The organism is Yoonia sp. 2307UL14-13 (assembly GCF_037572755.1).
GTDB lineage: Bacteria > Pseudomonadota > Alphaproteobacteria > Rhodobacterales > Rhodobacteraceae > Yoonia.
Window position 1 is genome coordinate 37,946 of sequence record NZ_JBBIFZ010000002.1, and the last position, 20,248, is coordinate 58,193.

Consider the following 20,248-nt stretch of genomic DNA (forward strand, 5'->3'; position numbering starts at 1 on the left):
GATCATGTTGTCAAGAAATTGTTACATTGTATGATCCGCTGCGCGTGCATTTGCTTGCGTTTTCGTGGTGTTTCCCGCACACCACCCCGACGTTGAAGACAGGGACGGCAATGAGCAGAATCGACGCGAAATTTGCGCAGTTGCGTGCAGAGGGGAAGAAGGCGTTCGTGGCCTATGTAATGGCGGGCGATCCGGATTATGAGACCGGACTGGAGCTTGTGAAGGCCCTGCCCGACGCGGGCGTCGATATCATCGAACTGGGCATGCCGTTCACCGATCCGATGGCGGATGGCACGACGATCCAACTGGCCGGGCAGCGCGCGCTGGAGGCCGGGCAGGATCTTGAAAAGACGCTGGATTATGCAAGGGCCGTGCGAGAAACGGGTGACACCACCCCGATCGTGATGATGGGATATTACAACCCGATCTATTCGCGGGGTGTGGACGCTTTTCTGGCGGATGCGAAGGCTGCGGGCGTCGACGGCTTGATTATCGTAGACCTTCCCCCGGAAGAGGATGATGAATTGTGCATTCCGGCGCAGAAGGCCGGAATCAACTTTATCCGGCTTGCGACACCGACGACAGATGACAAACGACTGCCCACAGTGCTGCAGAATACGTCTGGCTTTGTCTATTACGTCTCCATGACCGGGATCACCGGCACTGCCGATGTTCAGGCCGACCAAGTGGCGCCCGAGGTGGCCCGGATCAAGGCGCAGACCGATCTACCGGTGATCGTGGGATTTGGGATCAAGACACCCGAAGCGGCAGAAAGCATCGCCCGGATCGCCGATGGGGCCGTTGTCGGCTCTGCCATCGTCGAGAAGGTCGGCGCGGGGCAATCCGTGGATCAAGTTACGGCCTTTGTGAAAAGCCTTGCCGACGGGACCCATCGCGCCTGAAAACCGCTGGTATCTGGGCCCGTGACCTGAGACGATCGGGGCATGGCAGATTTCATATTCCCTGAACTTGAAAATGACGATGATGCGATCGCGGCTTTCGTTGCGGCGCAGAACACCCGGACCGAAGGGGCGTTGCAGGATGATGTCTTTGCAACCGACGTCAACCGCGCGGCGAAGGTGCTGGAAGACCCGGACAATCTGGGCGGGATTGTGCGCCGCGGTGACTGGGTTTTCAACTTTCGCAAGGATGCCGATCATCCGCGCGGGGTGTGGCGCCGTATTCCCGATGGTGTGAAACCGACTGTCGATGCGGACTGGCAGGTCGTGTTCGATCTGGATGCCTTTTGCAAAGAGACGGGTGAAGACTGGCATTGGCGCGGACCGGAAACACTGTGGTCGGAACCGACGCGCGTACTGCTGGCGTTGTCTTATCAGGGGTCGGACCAGACCCGGTACCTCGAATGGGATTGCGATGCACAGGCGGCGGTACCGGATGGGTTTGATATCGCACCAGCGCGGTCATCGGTCGCTTGGCTGGATGCGAATACGATCTTGATGTCGAACGGGGCGGTCGCAGCGACGCGGTCGGGGTGGCCACGGCAGGTCGCATCGCTGCAGCGCGGGCAGGCGCCCGAAGACGCCAAGGTGATTTTCGAGGTCGAAGAGAGCGATCTGCTGGCGTTCGGCTATACGTTCCCGCTGTCCGATGGGACGCGCGGTATCGGGCTCAAGCGTGTGCGGGCGATTGGGGACGATCTTGGGATCGTCCGCATTGGTAAGGATGAGGTGTCGTTGACCGCACCCGCTGGCACCGTGACGATCCACAACCATTCCCACTATGCCTATGTCGCGGCGGATGATGGCCCCGACCCAGCCGGCACGTTGGTGCTACAGCGGCTGGATGGCAGTCAACGTCGCGTCATGTTCAAGCCGACTGAACGACGGGCGGTCGATGTCTATTCGATCGCGTTTACCAAAAATCATATCTTTTGGATCGAGCAGGATACGCTGCAACCCACGTTGATACGCCTGGACCTGCGTGACGTGGAAAACCAGCCAGAGGCGCTGCCCTTACCGGTCGATGCCCAATCGATCTGGGTCGGTCATTATGATGCCGAAGCGGATGATGGCCCGCTGCAGATGGTAACGAGCGGGTTTCTGACGCCCTCGCAAACGTGGCTGTTCGACGGAGATGCAACCCACCCGGTATATGAATTACTGGTCGAATCCACGCGCAGTTTCGACAGCACCGGCATGGAGGTGCGCCTGCATATGGCAACCTCGGATGATGGGACGGAGGTGCCCTATCACATTGTCCTGCCGAAGGATCACGATGGTGATTTGCCGGTTCTCCAGTATGGCTATGGCGGTTTTTCCAATGGGCTGTCGCCCTACTACTTGCGGATGATGGGGCCGCTTTGGCTGGAAAAGGGCGGCGCTTACGTGCTGACCTATGTCCGCGGCGGGTCGGAGTTCGGGAAATCCTGGCATCTGGCGGCGAAGGGTCAGAACCGGCCCCGCGCGTTCGAGGATTTCGCGGCGATCGCCAACGATTTGGTTGAACGGGGCTATGCGACGCCTGAACGCATCGCCTGCCATGGTGGCAGCAATGGCGGATTGTTATGTGGCGTGATGCTGACCAGTTATCCCGAACGCTTTGGCGCGGTTTGGGCCAGTGTCGGCGTCATGGACATGCTGCGTTTTCATCTGTTCCCCGCGGGTGCTGGGTGGATCGATGAATATGGTGATCCCGATAATCCAAAGGCACGGGCATGGCTAAGGGCCTATTCGCCGCTGCATAACGTCGTCCCGTATGATCAGCGCACTTATCCCCCTGCCCTGATCGACACCAATGACAGCGATGATCGGGTCGATCCCTCGCATTCCCGTCGTTTTGCCGCTGCGTTGGCGGCAGCGGGGCAACCCTTCTGGTTCCACAGCCGCTCCGGTGGGCATGGCGGTGGCGGGCAAACCACCGAGACGGCGAAAGAGCTTGCCTTGGGCATCGCGTTTCTGAGGAAAACACTATCGCTTTGACAGAATCCTTCGAATTGGTATGAAGACATGACCAATTCGAAGGATTCCACCCATGCCGGTCATCACCACGATCGACGACCTCCGTCGCCTGCACAAACGCCGCACACCCAAGATGTTCTACGACTATGCGGAAAGCGGCAGCTGGACCGAGCAGACCTTTCGTGAGAACACGTCGGACTTTGATCAGATCCGCCTGCGCCAGCGCGTGGCGGTGGATATGTCCGGCCGGACAACGGCAAGCCAGATGATCGGGCAAGACGTAGCGATGCCGGTGGCGCTTGCGCCTGTTGGACTGACGGGCATGCAGCACGCGGATGGTGAGATCAAAGCGGCGAAAGCGGCAGAGAAATTCGGCGTGCCGTTCACCCTCTCGACGATGTCGATCTGTTCGATCGAAGATGTGGCCGAGCACACAAAAGAGCCGTTCTGGTTTCAGCTTTATGTCATGCAGGACGAGGAATTCGTCGATAATATCATCGCGCGGGCGAAGAATGCGGGCTGTTCGGCGCTGGTGCTGACGCTGGACCTGCAAATCCTGGGTCAGCGGCACAAGGACCTCAAGAACGGGTTGACCGCACCACCAAAGCTGACCCTGCCGACCATGCTCAACTTGGCAACCAAATGGCGCTGGGGGATGGGCATGCTGCAGACAAAACGACGCCAATTCGGCAATATCGTGGGCCATGCCAAAGGGGTTGGCGATGCCAGCAGCCTGTCATCCTGGACTGCGGAACAATTCGACCTGCGGCTTGACTGGGACAAGATCGCCAAGCTGAAAGAAAAATGGGGCGGTAAGCTGATCCTAAAGGGTATCCTGGATCCGGAGGACGCCAAGAAAGCGGTGGAGGTCGGCGCGGACGCGATCATCGTCAGCAACCATGGCGGGCGGCAGCTTGACGGCGCTTTGTCGGCGATCCGCATGCTGCCATCGATCGTGGCCGCTGTCGGTGATCAGGTCGAAGTGCATATGGATAGCGGCATCCGATCGGGGCAAGATGTGTTGAAAGCGCTCGCCCTTGGTGCGAAGGGCACCTATATTGGGCGTGCCTATATTTATGGGCTGGGTGCCATGGGACAGGAAGGCGTGACAAAGGCTCTGGACGTGATTCACAAAGAGCTCGATACGACCATGGCCCTCTGCGGGCGGCGGGATGTCAAGACGCTTGATCGCGAGGTTTTGCTGGTGCCCGAGGATTTCGAGGGCCGGTGGGCGTAAAGTCCGCCGAGGTCAGGTTTTCCTGACTAGCCACGCAAGTTACGGACATTTTCGTTGACCGGTGCGGGCCAGGCCTGCACCATTGGGCTAAGGCATGTGAATTACACGTTGAATGCCTTATCGATTTGTTATGAGGATTATTGGACGATGCGCGGAGCAACCTACTATTTCATTGCATTCCGCGCGCGACTTTCCCGGCTTACGGCATACTCACGGTGCATAGACGCAAACACCACTGCGTCGATCACAGGTTGAAAGGGGCCGGTGAAAACCGGTCCCTTTTGATAATCAGTTTTGCAAAGCCACCTTTCGATCTGCGGCGTTCAGGCGCGAGACCAAAACCGCGAATGGCACAGCACTGATCAGGACAAGCGCAACACCGGCAAAGGCAACCCGCAGGCCGAACGCTTCGGACGCCAGCCCCATCAACATGGGGGCAAAGAAGAAACCGGAAAAGCCGATCACGGCGACCCGGCTGATCGCCTCGGTCCGCAGATGGGGGGCGACCATCTTGCCGACAAGCGCAAGCCCGATGGGCCCGATGACCGAAACACCAAGGCCCAGGATGCCAAAGCCAAAGTAGGCGGCGATTGGGGTCGGTGCCACCGCCGCGATAAGCGCACCACTGGCCGAGATGATCGCGGCCACGATGACCACAGGAATTTCGCTGAACCGCTCTGAAACCGCCTGCCCCGAAAACCGCCCAATCGCCATGGTCAGGCCCAGCATTGCGGGGCCCAGCGCGCCCTCGGCGGCGCCACCACCCAGCGTGCGTTCGACATGAAGCGCCGACCACGCCTCGACCGTCGCCTCGGACATGAACGCGATCAGGGTGATCGCCCCGCACAGCGCGATAGGCCAGATCGGATAGCCGCCCTGATAGCCTTCTTCCGCGGCGACATGTGCGACGCGCATCCGCAGGAATGGGGCTAACAGGATGCAAAATATACTGAAGCCAGCAAAGACATAAACGGGTGCGACCCCCGCTTCGCGCGTGAAGCTGACGATCACCGCCGACACTGCGTAGGCGACCGAGAACATGGCGTGGTTCGCATTCATCAGCGGGCGTCTGTGGTCAGCCTCGAGTTCGCTGACGCGCGCGTTCATCACCACGTCGAGCAGGCCAGAGCACAAGCCGACCAGCGCCATGGACAGCGCGAAAAGGATCGGCACCGTCATATTGCCGGGGATCAGCCACGCCAGCGACAGCGCGACGACCCCGAATTGCATGCTGCGCGCGCCCAGCCAGTGATCAGCCCGCGGCGCGAGCCACATGGCCGAAACCAGCCCGGTAGCGGACCCCAATAACAGCGTCCCGAACAACGCATCCGACGCGCCCATCTGCGCCTTGAGCACTGGTACATGGGCGGCGAAGCACCCCCAGAACAGGCCGATCACCACAAAGGCGGCGGCGGGGCGGCGCGAGACGGAAAGGGCGTTCATGATCGACATGAACGCAGTGCTGCATCTAAAATATTCCCAAAGCAAGGTCCAAAGTTCACGGGCCTGTGCAGGTTGTCGCAGCCCTCTTGCGCGGTGATACGCAGTGCCTAACTGGATTGGTGTGAAGGAACCGATCCCATGAAACGTATCCTTGTTGCCAGCGACCTGTCCGAACGGTCTGACCATGCGATCCGGCGTGCTGTCAGACTGGCCGAAGCGCATGGCGCTTCCGTCACGGTCGCTTATGTCGTGGACAGTGCCCTGCCCGCTTACATCGCGGCCCATGTGCAGAAACAGGCCACGATCACGCTGCAAACGAAACTGAACGATTGCGTGCCCGACCCCAAGCTGAAAACCGACATTCAGGTGCCCGTCGGTGATGTCGTCACCGAAGTCGGTGAGGTAGCTGAACAGGTCATGGCTGACCTGCTGATCCTGGGTGTGCATCGCCGCCGTCTGTTCTTTGACAAGATCAAGGAAACAACGATGGAGCGGTTGATCCGCCACAGCCGCCAACCCGTTCTGGCGGTCGTCAATCCGGCTGAGGCCCCGTACGCACATTTGTTGGCTGCGGTGGACCTGTCCCCGGCCTGCGCCCGGGCGGTCCGATTGGCCAAGGCCCTGCTGCCGCAAGCCAGGATAGGTCTTTTCCACGCACATGACGTGTCATTCCACAAAGAGGCAGAGCGTGACTATGCCACGTGGCTTGCCGTCGCTGGGCTGGATGATGATTTGCCGCCCCCCATGTTTGTCGAAGCCCGGCCAGTGGATGCCGTCGATCAGATCATGAAGGACAACGATCACGACCTGTTGGTCATGGGTGCGCATACACGTTCAAATGTCGGGCGCTTCCTGTTGGGTGGCTTTTCATCCGATATGATCCGCAACCCGCCTAGTGATATTTTGGTTGCCAAATAGGCGCGCGCACACAAAAACCCCCTTCCCATCCTACCGAATCCCCCCTATAGCCACGGCTTCATCGGGCTCGGACACCCTTGGAGGCGGGCCCCTACATATTGGAGAAATACTATGGCTGGACAGATCCCTGATCTGAACGCCACGGTACGCGCGGGGACAGGCAAGGGGGCCGCCCGCCAAGCTCGCCGCAACGGCGACGTACCTGGCATTGTTTATGGCGGTGGGGCAGACCCGCAGGCGATCAACATTCCCTTCAACTATTTGCTGACCATGCTGCGCAAAGGCCGCTTCATGTCGACGCTTTTCAACCTCAAGATCGAGGGACAGGAAGACGTCCGGGTGATCTGCCGCGGTGTGCAGCGTGACGTGGTCAAGGACCTGCCGACGCATATCGATCTGATGCGGTTGAAGCGTACAAGCCGCGTGAACATCTTCATCCCGGTCGAGTTCCTGAACGCAGATACCTGCCCCGGCGTGAAAAAGGGCGGCGTGCTGACCGTTGTGCGGAACGAGGTCGAACTGGACGTGCTGGCCGGTGACATCCCCGAAAGCATCACCGTCGATCTGGCCGAGGCTGAAATGGGCGACACGATTTCGATCAGTGGTGTGACCTTGCCCGAGGGCGCCAAGCCGGTCATCACCGACCGTGACTTTGTCATCGCCAACGTCCAGGCACCGCGCGCCGTTCTGGCCGAAGACGAGGATGAGAGCGACGAAGAAGTTGCCGCCGATGAGGTGCCGACCGCAGGTGATGAGGAAGAGACCGAAGCCGAGACGTAAGGCATTCGGATCGGATTTTGGAAAGGGCGTCTCCGGGGGCGCCCTTTTTGCATTCACGACGAGTTTACCCCCCCCGTTCGGCAGCTCTTGTCATGATCGAAAAAATGCGAGGAACATCATGAAGAAACAGCGCCGACAGCAGCCGAAACGGAAAAAGCAAGCACCGGCACCGAAACCCACGGCCCATCGCCGCGGCGTGCTGCGCAATGCCGCGTTGATCGGGGGCCTTGTGGCCATCGGCGGTTTCTTTACGGTCAGCACGGTCATGGCGACGATCGCCGAACATGACCTGAGCGTCATTGGTCAGGGCGTTCCTGTCGTCGTGCAGGTTCACGACCCTCAATGCGGGGCCTGCATCGACCTGCAGCGCGAAACAAGGGCTGCATTGAAGGCGTTCGACGACCGCGACCTGCAATATCGCGTGGCCAATGTAAAAGCCGAAGACGGGGCCGCCTTTGCCAATGGCTATGGCGCACCCTATACGACCTTGTTGCTTTTCGATGCAGAGGGGCAGTTGCGGGGTAATCTGCACGGCGTGCGTCCGCGCGCCGAGTTGGAGGGCGCTTTTGCGCAGCTTGTCGCGGCGGGACGCTAACGCTGCATTCCGGCCCCGCCCCCTGAAACCGGCGCGGGTACGTTGACTCCATGGTGCACTCTGTTGACAAAGTCGCGGATGTCAGACCTTTTGGCTGTTGTGTTTTTGAATTGAAAGGCCGCGAAACTTGCTTGGTGTTGTCGATAGATCGATCTGGAGGCAGGAACGCGGCGGGCTTCGCAAGGCGCTCAGGACATGCCAGTCAGACATGTGCACTTGTGTACGGGACTACATCCATCGCTTGATGGAGGGCCCCCATGAAGGTTTGATCAACAGGCTTGCCCGCGGGCTTGCACCCAACGCTGTTTCTTCTCAAATCCCGAACCATGTCCGACCCTGGAACGAAACCAGATCCAGCCTTCAAAGGGCAAATGATTTCTACAATCAGCATTGCGGTGGTCCGCCGCCGCACCCGAAGATCGATGAATATCTGGCCAAGGATTTTCCGACCCAGGCGGAATGGGAAGACCTACATGGCCGTCCGATGCCGGAATATAGCGACGAATATCCACCGCCATTGACGCAACGGATCTGGAATGCCCTGCCATCGGCCGAACAGGTATGTGTCGGCACCTTTACCGGTGGCGGCACGTTGATCGGGGGGGCTGGCGGCTTTGTTCTTGGCGGCGGCGGGGGTGCCGCCGGCGGCACGTTGGTCGCGCCTGGTGTGGGCACGGTCGGTGGCGCGGCGGTAGGTGCTTATCAAGGCGCCGCACTTGGCGGCGCCGGGGGCGCGGCTGTCGGTTATGGCCTCGGAGACTGGCTGTGCCGGTAAGGATATCAGCGCAAGACGCCACGAGATTGGATCAGGCCATTGCCTGGCTGGCACTGGATTCCTTTTCCGAAATTCGGTCGCTGATCGTCGAACACCCGGCCCATGTCCGTGACGTTTGCCGCCATCTTCTGCATGATGGTGCCTATGGCCGACCAAAATCCAACGATGAAACCATCGAGGTGGACCACGATCGCCTCGCGCAGTTTTCATCGAAACTGACCAACGGCAACCTTTTCGACTTTTTGTGGTACTTCTACCAGACCGCGCCGACGGATCGCGAAGTGCGCCTTCTCACCCCATTCTATCCGATGGATCAGGATGCCGCCGCGCAGCAGGATATGCTTTTCCAGTTCATTCCAAAGGACCAAATGACCGCCGCCGCGGACAGTATCGCCGAACAGGAAATGCACCTTTATGATGCTTTCGTCGCATTGCAGACCCTTTTGACGTCAACTGCGCTGACCGACTACGACGCCGATACGATCCGGCGCACGATGCAACTGGACATGCACCGGGACGCGGCGCACGCATTTCGCCTGGCCTGCCACAGGGCCTTGCGTGTTCATTCCGTGGAAAGATGTTGCAGCGGCCTTCCAGATGGCACGCGACGCCTTGCGGCGTATGCCGCGCAAACCGGCGTGCCCGTGAACGAGGCCGAGATCAAGGAGTACTTTGCACGTGCCTGACAGCCTTCAACGCTTCGAGACCGCGATCGTCAGCTATCGTCCCCATCTGATCGCTGATCTGGTCGTGCTTTTCGGGATGTCCATCCCATACCGGCTGGCACCGCATATCTTTCTTGAACTGGACGCGCCCGATCGATTTCGCGCGGAATGCCACACGGCCACGCAAAAGGTCGATGATGCCGTCTTTGACCAGAACAGCCACACGTGGCGCTATGACGAAATGACGCTTTTGCGCGCTTTCGCTGCGGAGGGGATTCCCCAGATCGCCCCGATGGATATGGCCCGATTTTGCGATTGGCTGGAAGATGGATACTGCCTGAATTTTGACCCTTTTGCCCCGCGGATCATGTGGATCAGCGCATTGCGATGGATTCTCACACAGCCCGCGGCGGTCAAGGCACTGTCACAACCTCAATACGCGGCAGCCCGGGAATTTGCCGTTGCCTTTCAAGAGGCGGTGACTGCGGAATCCTATGCCGACGCGACAGACGCGATTTACAGTGACGCTGGCGACGATCTTGATGCGCTGCTGCAGACAAAATTCAACTTTGTCTTTCTTGACGATGATCTGGACGACGAAGAGGCACCGATGGCGCATTCGCCGCTGCAGTGGATCGACACCATTCGCGAAGGGCACATCTTACGTCGACAGTTGCAGGATGCGCGTGGGCAGGCGGGGCTCTCGGATGCGTTGGAGAGACTCGTCCTGGCCTATGTCGCGCGTGATGGCGCACCTGATAACGTCGCCGCTTTGAAAGATGCATTCGCGCCTTTGCGGATCGCACAGCTTTTCGACTGGGATCGTGATGCTTAAGGTTGAAAAGCGGATGTTGGTCAAGGCCGACGCCGATAACAGGGTGGCATTCATCGATGCCGCTGTCGCCGCCTATTTTGGCCATCCGCGCAATCGCATCACCGCCGAGGGTGGGTTTCGTCTGTCGATCGCAACCTTGATGCACCGCCTGTATGACGAGGGCATCTACGAGAACGAAGATGTCTGGCTGATACTCGACTCTCTCTACCGCGATGATCTGACCCCCCTGGGGCAGTTGAGAATGCGAAAGGTGCTTTCGGATCCGATGCAAAGCCCGTCCCGCAAAATGCGTGCCGTCCGTGAAATTCTGGGCGCGCCCGTCGCACAAAACCCTTTGCATTAAGACTGCTATGAACTGGCGCTGCGTCGCGGCACAGGTTAGGTTGCGTCCATGAAACTGCTTGTAGGCCTTGGAAATCCCGGCGCGAAATATGCGCAGAACCGACACAATATCGGGTTCATGGCGATGGACCGGATTGCCGCCGATCACGGTTTTGCCGCGTGGCGGTCGAAATTTCAGGGTGTGATCGCCGAGGGGCGGTTCGGGTCGGACAAGGTGACCTTGCTCAAGCCCGAGACGTTCATGAACAAGTCGGGCCAATCCGTGGGCGAGGCGATGCGCTATCTCAAGCTGGAGCCCGCCGATGTGATCGTCTTTCATGATGAGATCGACCTCGCTCCCGGCAAAATCCGTTTGAAAACGGGTGGCGGTCACGCCGGTCATAATGGTTTGCGGTCTATCCATGCGCATATCGGCGCCGATTATGATCGCGTCCGGATGGGCGTCGGCCATCCGGGGCACAAGGATGCTGTGCCGGGATACGTGCTGCGCGATTTTCCCAAGGCGGATGCGGAATGGCTGGATGATGAATTGCGCGGGATCAGCGATGGGATCGCGCATCTTGTATCAGGCGATGGCGGGCGGTTTTTGAATGCCGTGTCGTTGCGGCTGAACCCGCCCCGGTCGTCTAAATCAGCGCCCAAACCGAAACCGGCGGAACCCGCGCCAGAGCCTGTCGATGACCGCTCGGCCTTGCAAAAACTGGTGGACCGGTTTCGCTAGCCCCTGAGCCCATATCATCTGCCCTAGCGTTTCAGGCGAAGGCCTGCGAAAGCCTCGGGTCGCCCTTTATGGGGCAGTTGATGCGGGTTTGCGCGACCATGCCGTGGCCCGAAGGTGTGATCCGTGACCGGATCTTTGCGTGGGAAGGTGATCTCACCCCGCGTGGGCAATCGGTGTCGTTGCGGCTGGCCGGGGCGCTCCATAGCTTGCGTTTGAACGGTCATGCCGTGCTCGACGCAGTTTATCCACCCGCTCAAGTGACCGACGATGAATTGTGGGACGCCGTCAGCGCCACGCTGGTCAGCGACGAAGCGACCATCAATGAATGGCTCAACAGCGCCCCACAAACGAATGAAGTCCGGCGGTCCGCCGCACTGATCTCGGTCGGGCATTGGTTGGCGGGTCGCTTCGGGTTGCCCATCCGCACCTCGGAACTGGGGGCAAGCGCGGGGCTGAACCTGAACTGGGATCGCTATGCGCTAGAAGCAAACGGACAGCGTTTTGGTCCGGCTGACGCAGTACTGACATTGACGCCAGATTGGACCGGACCCGTGCCTCCGCTTGTCGCGCCGAGGGTCGTTGAGCGCGCTGGTGTGGACCTCAATCCGCTTGATCCCAAGACCGACGCGCTACGCCTGCAGGCCTATCTTTGGCCAGATCAGCCGCATCGGTTGGAACTGACGAATGCAGCGATTGCGGCGGCCGATACGCCTGTCGCGCAAGGGGATGCGGTTGATTGGCTCGCGGGACGTCTGGCGCATCAGCCGGATCAGTTGCATCTGATCTACAGCACCGTCGCTTGGCAGTACTTTCCGGCGAAGAAGCAGGCCGAGGGCACCGCACTGATCGAAGCAGCAGGCGCCACCGCGACAGATGACACTCCGCTCGCCTGGTTCAGCATGGAAAGCGATGGCGGCGATCCGGGTGCCGCGATGACCCTTCGCCTTTGGCCGGGTGATCTGCATGTCGATCTGGGTCGCGTGGATTTTCATGGACGCTGGGTGGACTGGCGCGGCTAGGCGCTTGCCCTTATGCACGCTGCCCGACATGATGGCGGGAAAGCAGGGAACATCATGAAATCATTTCTGAAATGGACGGGCCGCATTCTGATCTTGCTGGCGCTTGTCATTGTTGCGGTGGGCATTTGGAAGCGGGAAGAAATCGGGCGGCTTGGCACCGTGCTGACACTGTTCGATGAAGAGAACATCGTCGGCAATTTCTCGAACATGAACGCCGCGTTTCTGAACACGCCGCTCGATCGCGGCGATGGCCCGGCCAGTGAACTACCCGTCGGCGATCAGGTCACCCTGCCCGCCCCGGTGCAAAGCTGGATCACCGACCGCAGTATCACCGGGCTGGTCATCCTCAAAGACGGCGCGGTGGTGTATGAGGACTATTTCAAAGGCACAGGCCCCGACGATATCCGTATCAACTGGTCGATCTCGAAAAGTTATCTGTCGGCCTTGTTCGGTGTCCTTTTGGACGAAGGCACCTTCGAAAGCCTTGACGAGCCGGTGACCAAATACGCGCCATCGCTGGTGGGCACGGCTTATGAAGACACCAGCATCAAGGATGTTTTGCAGATGTCGTCGGGCATCGTGTTCAACGAGGACTATCTCGATTTCTGGTCCGATATCAACAAAATGGGCCGCGTGTTGGCCCTGGGCGCGTCGATGGACACGTTCGCCGCCGGGCAGGATCAGAGCTTTGCCCCGCCGGGCGAGATATGGAAATACGTCTCGATCGATACCCATGTGATCGGGATGGTCATTCGCGGCGCGACGGGCCACAGCGTGATCGACCTGCTCAGCGAAAAAATCATCCAGCCGTTGGGAATGGAATCAGAGGTCTACTATGTGACCGATGGATTTGGCGTGGCCTTCGTGTTGGGCGGCCTGAACACGACCACCCGCGACAATGCCCGCTTTGGTCAGATGATCGCCGAGGGCGGGCGCTGGAACGGGCAGCAGATCGTGCCCGCAGATTGGGTGGATGCCGCGACCGTGCCAAGCGCGAATACAGCCGTAGGCAGCACCGGCTATGGCTATCAATGGTGGATCCCGGCAGGTGCGACAGATGGCCAGTTCATGGCCCGTGGCATTTACGGTCAGTACATCTACATTGACCGTATCAACGATGTGGTCATCTCGGTCCACGCCGCCGACCGCCGGTTTCGCGAACCCGGCGTCAGCCAGCAGAACGAAGACATGTTTCGCCTGATCGCAGAAAGCCTGAACTGATATGGAAAAAGATCCGTCATTCAATGTGCTTGGCAGCGCACTGACACCCTGTTCGATCGATCCGATGACCGGATTCTTTCGCAACGGCGCCTGCGATACCTGCGCGCAGGACACCGGTAGCCATACCGTCTGTGCCGTCATGACGGCTGAATTCCTCGCCTTCTCGAAATATGTCGGCAACGACCTGAGCACGCCACGCCCCGAATTCGGCTTTGCCGGGCTGAAGCCGGGGGATCAGTGGTGCCTGTGCGCCAGCCGGTTCCTGCAAGCACACGAGGAAGGCTGCGCACCGCAGGTGAACCTGCACGCGACCCATGTCCGCGCGCTGGATATCGTGCCGATCGATGTGTTGCGGCAATATGCGGGGATATTGGGATAGGCCTAACGCCGTCTTAGGCTTGACCGGGGACCTCTTGGTCAATGTTGAGGCTCCGCCTTTAGGCCGGGGCGGGTGTTATATCAAACCGCCTCACTCATCAGATCATCGATGAACAGGCTCAGCAACTGGGTCCGTCCGCTGACCCCTGCCTTGCGATAGATCGCGTTCGTCTGCGCCTTGACCGTCCCTTCGCTGACCTCCCGCAGGGCGGCGATTTCCTGGGTCGACATGCCCTTGATCGCGAAAAGCGCCACGTCCCGTTCGGCTGGAGTGAGCGCCCAATCGGTAAAACGTTCCTCGAGCACCTCCATGAAGGCACCAGAGGCAAGGCGCAACTGATCCTCGACCACGATGTTGCGCGCCACGGTGCGTCGCAGAATCAAAAGCCCAAGGATGACCCCCAGCATCAAACCCAAGGCGGCCCCGACTTCGATCAGTTCGTGGACCTGCCAACTGAACGGCGCAAAGCCAAGGATGGACGAAAGGATTTGTGATACGAAAAAGACCGCGCAGATGACCTGAACGAGAACGATGGCCGGAATATACCAGCGGCTGATCACGGGCGAGGCTCCTTCACGATTTGCGCAGGTGCTCAGTCGTCATCGTCGTCTTCATCATCGTCTTCGTCGTCGTCATCGTCATCATCATCATCGTCATCATCATCGTCGTCATCATCGTCGTCGTCATCATCGTCGTCATCATCGTCATCGTCGCCGCCGGATCCGCCGCCGGACGATGAACCACTGGACGAACCACGATGATCGTCGTTGTCATCATCACGCCCCCCACCGGGTATGATGACGGTCGGTGAGCTTCGCTCGCTGACCCAGCGGTCGCGCATGACTTCGCCGGTTTGTGGATTGATGACAAGTTCCCGGGTTTGGCCGTTACGCTCTGCCTCAAATCGCAAACGACGCAAAAGCGTTGTTTCGACGGTTATGCCAGTGAAACCCTGCGCGCGCAGCTGGGACACAACCTGTTCTTCAACGGATTGGGCCGCCACGGATAGTGGCGCGATAGTCAGGCCAATGCATAGGGCCAGTCGTTTTTTCATGACAGTCACTCTTTGATAATACGGCTTCATCGTCAACTCTTGCGCCGGGTTTTGAAGGTCGCGTTGAACGCGATCGATACACGTTCTTCTTCGGACTCGTTGGGATAAACCCAATGCACCAGATATGATGGGAACAGGATCATATCGCCCGGCATCGGCCTCAGCTTCTTTTTCAGCCGGAACGCGGGCGCTTTGAGGATGCGCCAATTCGGCAGATCGGAGCGGGGATCGAGGAATTCGATCATCCCCGCATTGCCAGTCTCGACCGCCGGTTGCGACACATAATAGACGCCCGACCATTGGGCACCCGGATGGGTATGCGGGGCATTATATCCACCGGCCGGGTTCATATTCATCCATCCGAACAGTTTCAGCGACAGTTCGTCAAAGTCGGCCCTCGCCCCGATCTGGGCATTCGCCGCGGCAATACTGTCGGTGACCAGCGTCTTAAGGGTCTGCACGCAAGCGGTCTTTCGTTTGAACAGGTTCCCTTCGGAATGCCACCCGGCGCGATTGGATTTCGACACACCTTCAGACAACGCCCGCATGTCATTGCCTTCCCGCAACAGCGCTGTGTTCAGATCGTCATGGCCCTCGACATGAAATCGCAGAACGGGCGTCGAGAAAAGTTTTTCGTACTTTGTCGTTTGAAGTTTCATCTATGTTTGCTTTCCGACCGATGGGCCCGCCCGCGCATCGGTGACGCGGGGCAAGGCCAAAGATCATCGATCGACGTCAGGTGAATGACAACTTAGTCGTCATCGTCGTCGTCATCATCATCGTCGTCATCTTCGTCTTCGTCTTCGTCATCATCGTCTTCGTCGTCTTCTTCTTCATCATCATCCTCGTCGTCTTCGTCCTCGTCATCATCTTCATCATCTTCATCGTCTGCGACGTCGCCATCATCCTCATCATCCTCATCATCCTCATCATCGACTGACGACACTTCTTCTTCGATGACTTCGCCGGTCGTCGCGTCATAAACGACTTCCAACTTGAAATCTCCGCGTGTCGCTTCGACTTCGACCGTTCGTCCATCATTGTCGATTTCAATACGCTCGTATCCCTGCTCGGTCAGTTGTGTGATCAGTTGCTCGGTGATCGACTGGCTGAAACTTACGGTGCCGGTAAAGATCAACGCGGCGGCTGCGGCAGTTGTGGATAGAAATTTCGTCTTTTTCATGGTCTGGTCCTCTTTTCTCGCTCGTGGCGCGCATTCGCGCCGATCGGCAGAGGGTGCAGGACACAATGCGCGCAGACCATTGCTCACCGGTTTAGCCGATGCGCGCTAAACCGATGAAAGACAGCCCTAAACGATAGTTTAGGCTTTTATTCGGTCTGGATATCGACGCCCAGATGCTTGGCGACGGTGAAAATGTCTTTGTCACCGCGTCCGCACATATTCATCACCAGCAGGTGATCCTTGGGCAAATCAGGTGCGATTTTCATCACATGCGCCAAGGCATGCGAGGGTTCGAGCGCAGGGATGATCCCCTCTTGCGCGCAGCACAGCTGGAACGCCTCAAGCGCTTCTTTATCCGTGATTGCCACATATTCCGCCCGTCCGATATCATGCAACCAGGCATGTTCAGGGCCGATCCCGGGATAGTCGAGCCCTGCAGAGATCGAGAACCCTTCGAGGATTTGCCCCACATCATCCTGCAACAGATAGGTGCGGTTGCCATGCAGCACGCCGGGCCGTCCACCGGTCAGCGAGGCGCAGTGCTCCATCTTCTCATTCACGCCTTTGCCGCCAGCCTCGACCCCAATGATGTTGACCTCTTTGTCGTCGAGGAAGGGGTAGAACAGACCCATCGCGTTCGATCCACCGCCGATCGCGGCGATCAGCGTATCGGGCAGGCGCCCTTCGGCCTCCTGCATCTGTTGCTTGGTTTCCTTGCCGATGATCGCCTGGAAATCGCGGACCATTGCTGGATAAGGGTGCGGCCCGGCAACCGTACCGATGCAATAGAACGTGTCGCGCACGTTGGTCACCCAGTCGCGCAGGGCGTCGTTCATGGCGTCTTTCAGCGTGCCACGGCCAGATGTCACAGGGATGACCTCAGCCCCCAGCAAACGCATGCGGAACACGTTCGGGGCCTGCCGTTCGACGTCATGCGCACCCATGTAGACCACGCATTTCAGACCAAACTTGGCGCAGACAGTTGCCGTGGCCACACCATGCTGCCCGGCCCCCGTCTCGGCGATGATCCGGGTCTTTCCCATCCGCCGGGCAAGGATGATCTGGCCCAGCACATTGTTGATCTTGTGCGCGCCGGTGTGGTTCAGCTCATCCCGCTTGAGGTAGATCTTGGCCCCGCCCAGATGGTTGGTTAGCCGCTCGGCAAAGTATAGCGGGCTGGGCCGACCGACATAATGGGTCCAAAGATCATGCATCTCGGCCCAGAATGTTTCGTCTGTCTTGGCATTTTCGTACTGCGCTTCCAGTTCAAGGATCAGCGGCATCAGCGTCTCGGACACGAAACGCCCGCCGAATTTCCCGAACCGGCCCTTTTCGTCGGGACCGGTCATGAAGCTGTTGAAAAGATCGTTTGCCATGTTGGTCGTCCTATCCGCGGTCGATGTGGTTTAGGCTGTCCACACAAAATCCGCTAGAGGATTTTGGTGCGGCAAAGGATGTCTACTTGCCCAGACAATAGCGCATGATGGCCTTCTGCGCGTGCAGCCGGTTCTCGGCCTCGTCAAAGATGACCGAGTTCGGCCCGTCCATCACACTGCTCGTCGCCTCATCATCGCGGTGCGCGGGGAGGCAGTGCATGAACAGCGCATCAGGCTTGGCCTTGGCCATCAGATCGTCATTGACCTGATAGCCGCGCAACTGGTTATGTCGCCGCTCTCGCGCCGATTGCGGATCGTGCATGCTGACCCATGTATCCGTGACCACAAGGTCAGCGCCCTGAACGGCCTCGTCCGGGTTGCGGATCGTCGTATAAAGGCCATTCAACGCAGGTTCCGGATCAAGCGGCGGCGGGCCGGTGAAGACCAGATCGAAATCGAATTGCCGGGCGGCATGGGCAAAGCTGGCAAAGACGTTGTTGCCGTCGCCGGACCACACGACCTTCTTCCCTGTGATCGGGCCCATCTTTTCCTCGAACGTCATGACATCGGCCATGATCTGGCAGGGGTGGGTGCGATTTGTCAGGCCGTTGATCACGGGCACGGTCGCGTATTCGGCCATCTCCAGCAGCGTCTGTTCTTCAAAAGTCCGGATCATGATCAGGTCGACATAGCGCGACAGAACGCGCGCCGTATCGGCGATCGTCTCACCATGGCCAAGCTGCATATCGGTGCCCGACAGCACCATGGTCTGCCCGCCCATCTGGCGCACGCCGACATCGAATGACACACGGGTCCGCGTCGAGGGCTTTTCAAAGATCAGGGCCACCATATGGTTGGCCAGCGGCTGCTCGGCGTCGGGCGTGCCTTTCGGCTGGCCCTCGCGCGCCTTTTTCATCGTCATCGCCTGGGTGACGATCGCCTTGAGGTCTTCGGCGGGCGTGACGTCGATATCGAGAAAATGTTTCATGTTTTTCTTCTTCGTAAAATCGGAAAGCTAAAGGTGGGTCATCACCTGCACAAGTTTGCCATCGCGCGTCGCCGCCAATCGTCGTTTGTGAAACCCGGCCTGTTTGTAGATGCCCAAGGTCCGTGCGTCGGTCGTATTCGCCGCGACGGCGACCATCGGGTAATGCATTCGCAAGTCGCGAAGGTAGGCGTCGATATAGCCCGCCGCATGCCCTTGCCCCAGATAATCCGGATCACCCAGAAAGGTATCGATCACCCGCGCACCCGGTGGCAGGTCGGCATATTCCGGCATCGCGAAGGCGCGCGCGTCGTGGTTATGAATATAGGCAAACGGTTTGCCCACCAATTCCACGACATGCATATTGATCGTATCGCTTTTCATATCTTGATTCATCAGCGCAATCTGCCTGTCCGCGCTGCCCCACCATGCCTTGACCTGCGGCGTGTTCAGCCATGCGCGGATCAAGGGCAGGTCGTCGTGGGACAGGCGGCGAAAGCTGTAGTTACGCATTTTCCCCTTGCAACTGTCGGGCGGCAAGGTCGAGCCGATCGACGGCCTCCGCGATGTCCCCGTCGCTGATGTTGAGGGCAGGCAGCAGACGGACGACATTGTCGGCGGCGGGCACGGTCAGGATGCTTTGGGCAAAACCGGCACTGACGACGTCGCTGTTGGCCACCTTGCACTTCAGACCCAGCATCAGGCCCGATCCGCGCACTTCTTCAAAGACATCGGGATAGGCGGCGACCAATCCTTCCAGCTTTTGCCGCAACAGGCCCGCCTTACGGTTCACGTCGGATAGAAAAGCCTCGTCACCCACGATATCCATCACGGCGGTCCCAACGGCGCAGGCCAACGGGTTGCCGCCATATGTCGATCCATGCGTGCCAGCGGTCATACCGGATGCGGCGCCCTCTGTCGCCAGCACAGCGCCCAACGGAAAACCTCCACCGATCCCTTTGGCCACCATCATGATATCCGGGCTGACGCCCGCCCATTCATGGGCAAAGAGCTTGCCGGTTCGACCCATCCCGCACTGCACCTCATCGAGGATCATGAGGATCCCATGTTGGTCGCAAAGGTCGCGCAGGCCCTTCAGGCAGGCATCCGGCAACGGCCGAATACCGCCCTCACCCTGCACAGGCTCGACCATGATCGCGGCGATCTTGTCCGAGGCGGCTGCGGTCAATGCGTCGTGGTCGCCGAACTCCAGATGGGTAAATCCAGGCAGCAAAGGCCCGAACCCCTTGGTCATCTTCTCCGACCCGGCGGCGGCAATCCCCGCACTCGACCGGCCATGGAAAGAACCGGTGAAGGTGATGATCTCTGTCCGATCCTCGCCCTTCTCATACCAGTATTTGCGGGCCATTTTTACAGCCAATTCGCAGGCCTCTGTCCCGGAATTGGTAAAGAAAACCGTGTCGGCAAAGGTCTTGTCCACCAACGCATCCGCCAGCCTTTGCTGGGCCGGTATGTTGTAAAGGTTCGACACATGCCACAGCGCCGACGCCTGCGCGTTCAGCGCCTTCACCAGCGCCGGATGCGCATGCCCCAGCGCATTCACCGCGATCCCGGCACCGAGGTCCAGAAAACGTCGCCCATCCGCCTCGACCAGCCAAGAGCCTTCACCCGACACGAATGTCAGGGGCGCACGGTTATAGGTGGGCAGAATAGACGGGATCATCGCGATCATCCTTCGTGGATTGGCCCGATTGGTGCAGAACCGCAGGGGCGAGTCAATGTTTTTAAGGGGTTAGATGAGGGTATGACAAAAGGCGGCGCGGTTAGCGTCGGCGTCGGTT

Annotated in this window: 23 protein-coding genes; 14 read left to right on the forward strand and 9 right to left on the reverse strand. The window is 59.2% G+C overall.

Annotated elements, in window-relative coordinates; all coding sequences use genetic code 11:
- The first annotated feature begins 110 nt into the window (after positions 1-110).
- Genes trpA through V8J85_RS07595 form a run of 3 tightly spaced genes read left to right on the forward strand, consistent with a single transcriptional unit; the run spans position 111 to position 4,155 of the window.
- Positions 111-902 (forward strand): tryptophan synthase subunit alpha, encoded by a 792-nt coding sequence (trpA, locus tag V8J85_RS07585; protein ID WP_339953118.1) that lies wholly within the window; start codon positions 111-113, stop codon positions 900-902.
- 42 nt (positions 903-944) lie between these two features.
- Positions 945-2,939 (forward strand): prolyl oligopeptidase family serine peptidase, encoded by a 1,995-nt coding sequence (locus V8J85_RS07590; RefSeq protein WP_339953119.1) that lies wholly within the window; start codon positions 945-947, stop codon positions 2,937-2,939.
- A 52-nt stretch (positions 2,940-2,991) separates the two neighbouring features.
- Positions 2,992-4,155, forward strand: coding sequence for an alpha-hydroxy acid oxidase (locus V8J85_RS07595; RefSeq protein WP_339953120.1), 1,164 nt, complete (start codon positions 2,992-2,994; stop codon positions 4,153-4,155).
- 288 nt (positions 4,156-4,443) lie between these two features.
- Here V8J85_RS07595 and V8J85_RS07600 read toward each other — a convergent pair whose 3' ends face one another.
- A complete protein-coding gene (locus V8J85_RS07600) occupies positions 4,444-5,607 on the reverse strand; it encodes an MFS transporter (protein WP_339953121.1) in 1,164 nt (387 codons plus the stop codon).
- Between the two features lie 129 nt (positions 5,608-5,736).
- Here V8J85_RS07600 and V8J85_RS07605 point away from each other — a divergent pair, with 129 nt between their 5' ends.
- The 11 genes from V8J85_RS07605 to V8J85_RS07655 all read left to right on the forward strand — a co-directional run bounded on the left by V8J85_RS07605 (position 5,737) and on the right by V8J85_RS07655 (position 13,848).
- Complete coding sequence (locus V8J85_RS07605; RefSeq protein ID WP_339953122.1) at positions 5,737-6,516, forward strand: universal stress protein; 780 nt, start codon at positions 5,737-5,739, stop codon at positions 6,514-6,516.
- A 111-nt stretch (positions 6,517-6,627) separates the two neighbouring features.
- Entirely contained in the window at positions 6,628-7,296 is a 669-nt protein-coding gene (locus tag V8J85_RS07610) for a 50S ribosomal protein L25/general stress protein Ctc (protein ID WP_339953123.1), read from the forward strand.
- 118 nt (positions 7,297-7,414) lie between these two features.
- The gene (locus V8J85_RS07615; RefSeq protein WP_339953124.1) at positions 7,415-7,891 is read left to right on the forward strand and encodes a TlpA family protein disulfide reductase; all 477 of its coding nucleotides are present in this window, start codon (positions 7,415-7,417) and stop codon (positions 7,889-7,891) included.
- 244 nt (positions 7,892-8,135) lie between these two features.
- Positions 8,136-8,666 (forward strand): hypothetical protein, encoded by a 531-nt coding sequence (locus V8J85_RS07620; protein ID WP_339953125.1) that lies wholly within the window; start codon positions 8,136-8,138, stop codon positions 8,664-8,666.
- Between the two features lie 26 nt (positions 8,667-8,692).
- On the forward strand, positions 8,693-9,352 hold the full coding sequence (locus V8J85_RS07625; RefSeq protein WP_339953126.1) for a hypothetical protein: 660 nt from the start codon (positions 8,693-8,695) through the stop codon (positions 9,350-9,352).
- Positions 9,345-10,166, forward strand: a complete 822-nt coding sequence (locus V8J85_RS07630; protein WP_339953127.1) for a hypothetical protein — start codon at positions 9,345-9,347, stop codon at positions 10,164-10,166. The genes V8J85_RS07625 and V8J85_RS07630 overlap by 8 nt, the downstream gene beginning before the upstream one ends.
- Entirely contained in the window at positions 10,159-10,509 is a 351-nt protein-coding gene (locus V8J85_RS07635; protein WP_339953128.1) for a hypothetical protein, read from the forward strand. Before V8J85_RS07630 ends, V8J85_RS07635 begins: the two co-directional genes overlap by 8 nt.
- Positions 10,510-10,557: 48 nt before the next feature.
- Positions 10,558-11,229: an aminoacyl-tRNA hydrolase gene (pth, locus tag V8J85_RS07640; protein ID WP_339953129.1), complete on the forward strand. Its 672-nt coding sequence runs from the start codon at positions 10,558-10,560 to the stop codon at positions 11,227-11,229.
- Between the two features lie 11 nt (positions 11,230-11,240).
- Positions 11,241-12,248: a DUF2332 domain-containing protein gene (locus V8J85_RS07645; RefSeq protein WP_339953490.1), complete on the forward strand. Its 1,008-nt coding sequence runs from the start codon at positions 11,241-11,243 to the stop codon at positions 12,246-12,248.
- 54 nt (positions 12,249-12,302) lie between these two features.
- Entirely contained in the window at positions 12,303-13,469 is a 1,167-nt protein-coding gene (locus V8J85_RS07650; protein WP_339953130.1) for a serine hydrolase domain-containing protein, read from the forward strand.
- 1 nt (position 13,470) lies between these two features.
- On the forward strand, positions 13,471-13,848 hold the full coding sequence (locus V8J85_RS07655; RefSeq protein ID WP_339953131.1) for a DUF2237 family protein: 378 nt from the start codon (positions 13,471-13,473) through the stop codon (positions 13,846-13,848).
- Positions 13,849-13,928: 80 nt separating this feature from the next.
- Here the strand turns inward: V8J85_RS07655 and V8J85_RS07660 are convergent, their stop codons facing one another.
- From V8J85_RS07660 to V8J85_RS07695, 8 genes are all read right to left on the reverse strand, one after another.
- Positions 13,929-14,408: a helix-turn-helix transcriptional regulator gene (locus V8J85_RS07660; RefSeq protein ID WP_339953132.1), complete on the reverse strand. Its 480-nt coding sequence runs from the start codon at positions 14,406-14,408 to the stop codon at positions 13,929-13,931.
- A 32-nt stretch (positions 14,409-14,440) separates the two neighbouring features.
- Positions 14,441-14,902, reverse strand: coding sequence for a hypothetical protein (locus tag V8J85_RS07665; RefSeq protein WP_339953133.1), 462 nt, complete (start codon positions 14,900-14,902; stop codon positions 14,441-14,443).
- A gap of 32 nt (positions 14,903-14,934) precedes the next feature.
- Positions 14,935-15,561 (reverse strand): TIGR02466 family protein, encoded by a 627-nt coding sequence (locus tag V8J85_RS07670; protein ID WP_339953134.1) that lies wholly within the window; start codon positions 15,559-15,561, stop codon positions 14,935-14,937.
- Positions 15,562-15,653: 92 nt separating this feature from the next.
- The gene (locus tag V8J85_RS07675; protein ID WP_339953135.1) at positions 15,654-16,085 is read right to left on the reverse strand and encodes a PepSY domain-containing protein; all 432 of its coding nucleotides are present in this window, start codon (positions 16,083-16,085) and stop codon (positions 15,654-15,656) included.
- Between the two features lie 146 nt (positions 16,086-16,231).
- Positions 16,232-17,461: a tryptophan synthase subunit beta gene (gene trpB, locus V8J85_RS07680; RefSeq protein ID WP_339953136.1), complete on the reverse strand. Its 1,230-nt coding sequence runs from the start codon at positions 17,459-17,461 to the stop codon at positions 16,232-16,234.
- A gap of 82 nt (positions 17,462-17,543) precedes the next feature.
- Positions 17,544-18,449, reverse strand: coding sequence for an ornithine carbamoyltransferase (gene argF, locus V8J85_RS07685; RefSeq protein WP_339953137.1), 906 nt, complete (start codon positions 18,447-18,449; stop codon positions 17,544-17,546).
- A gap of 27 nt (positions 18,450-18,476) precedes the next feature.
- The gene (locus tag V8J85_RS07690; RefSeq protein ID WP_339953138.1) at positions 18,477-18,959 is read right to left on the reverse strand and encodes a GNAT family N-acetyltransferase; all 483 of its coding nucleotides are present in this window, start codon (positions 18,957-18,959) and stop codon (positions 18,477-18,479) included.
- Positions 18,952-20,130, reverse strand: coding sequence for an aspartate aminotransferase family protein (locus V8J85_RS07695; RefSeq protein WP_339953139.1), 1,179 nt, complete (start codon positions 20,128-20,130; stop codon positions 18,952-18,954). Before V8J85_RS07695 ends, V8J85_RS07690 begins: the two co-directional genes overlap by 8 nt.
- Positions 20,131-20,248: the final 118 nt, after the last annotated feature.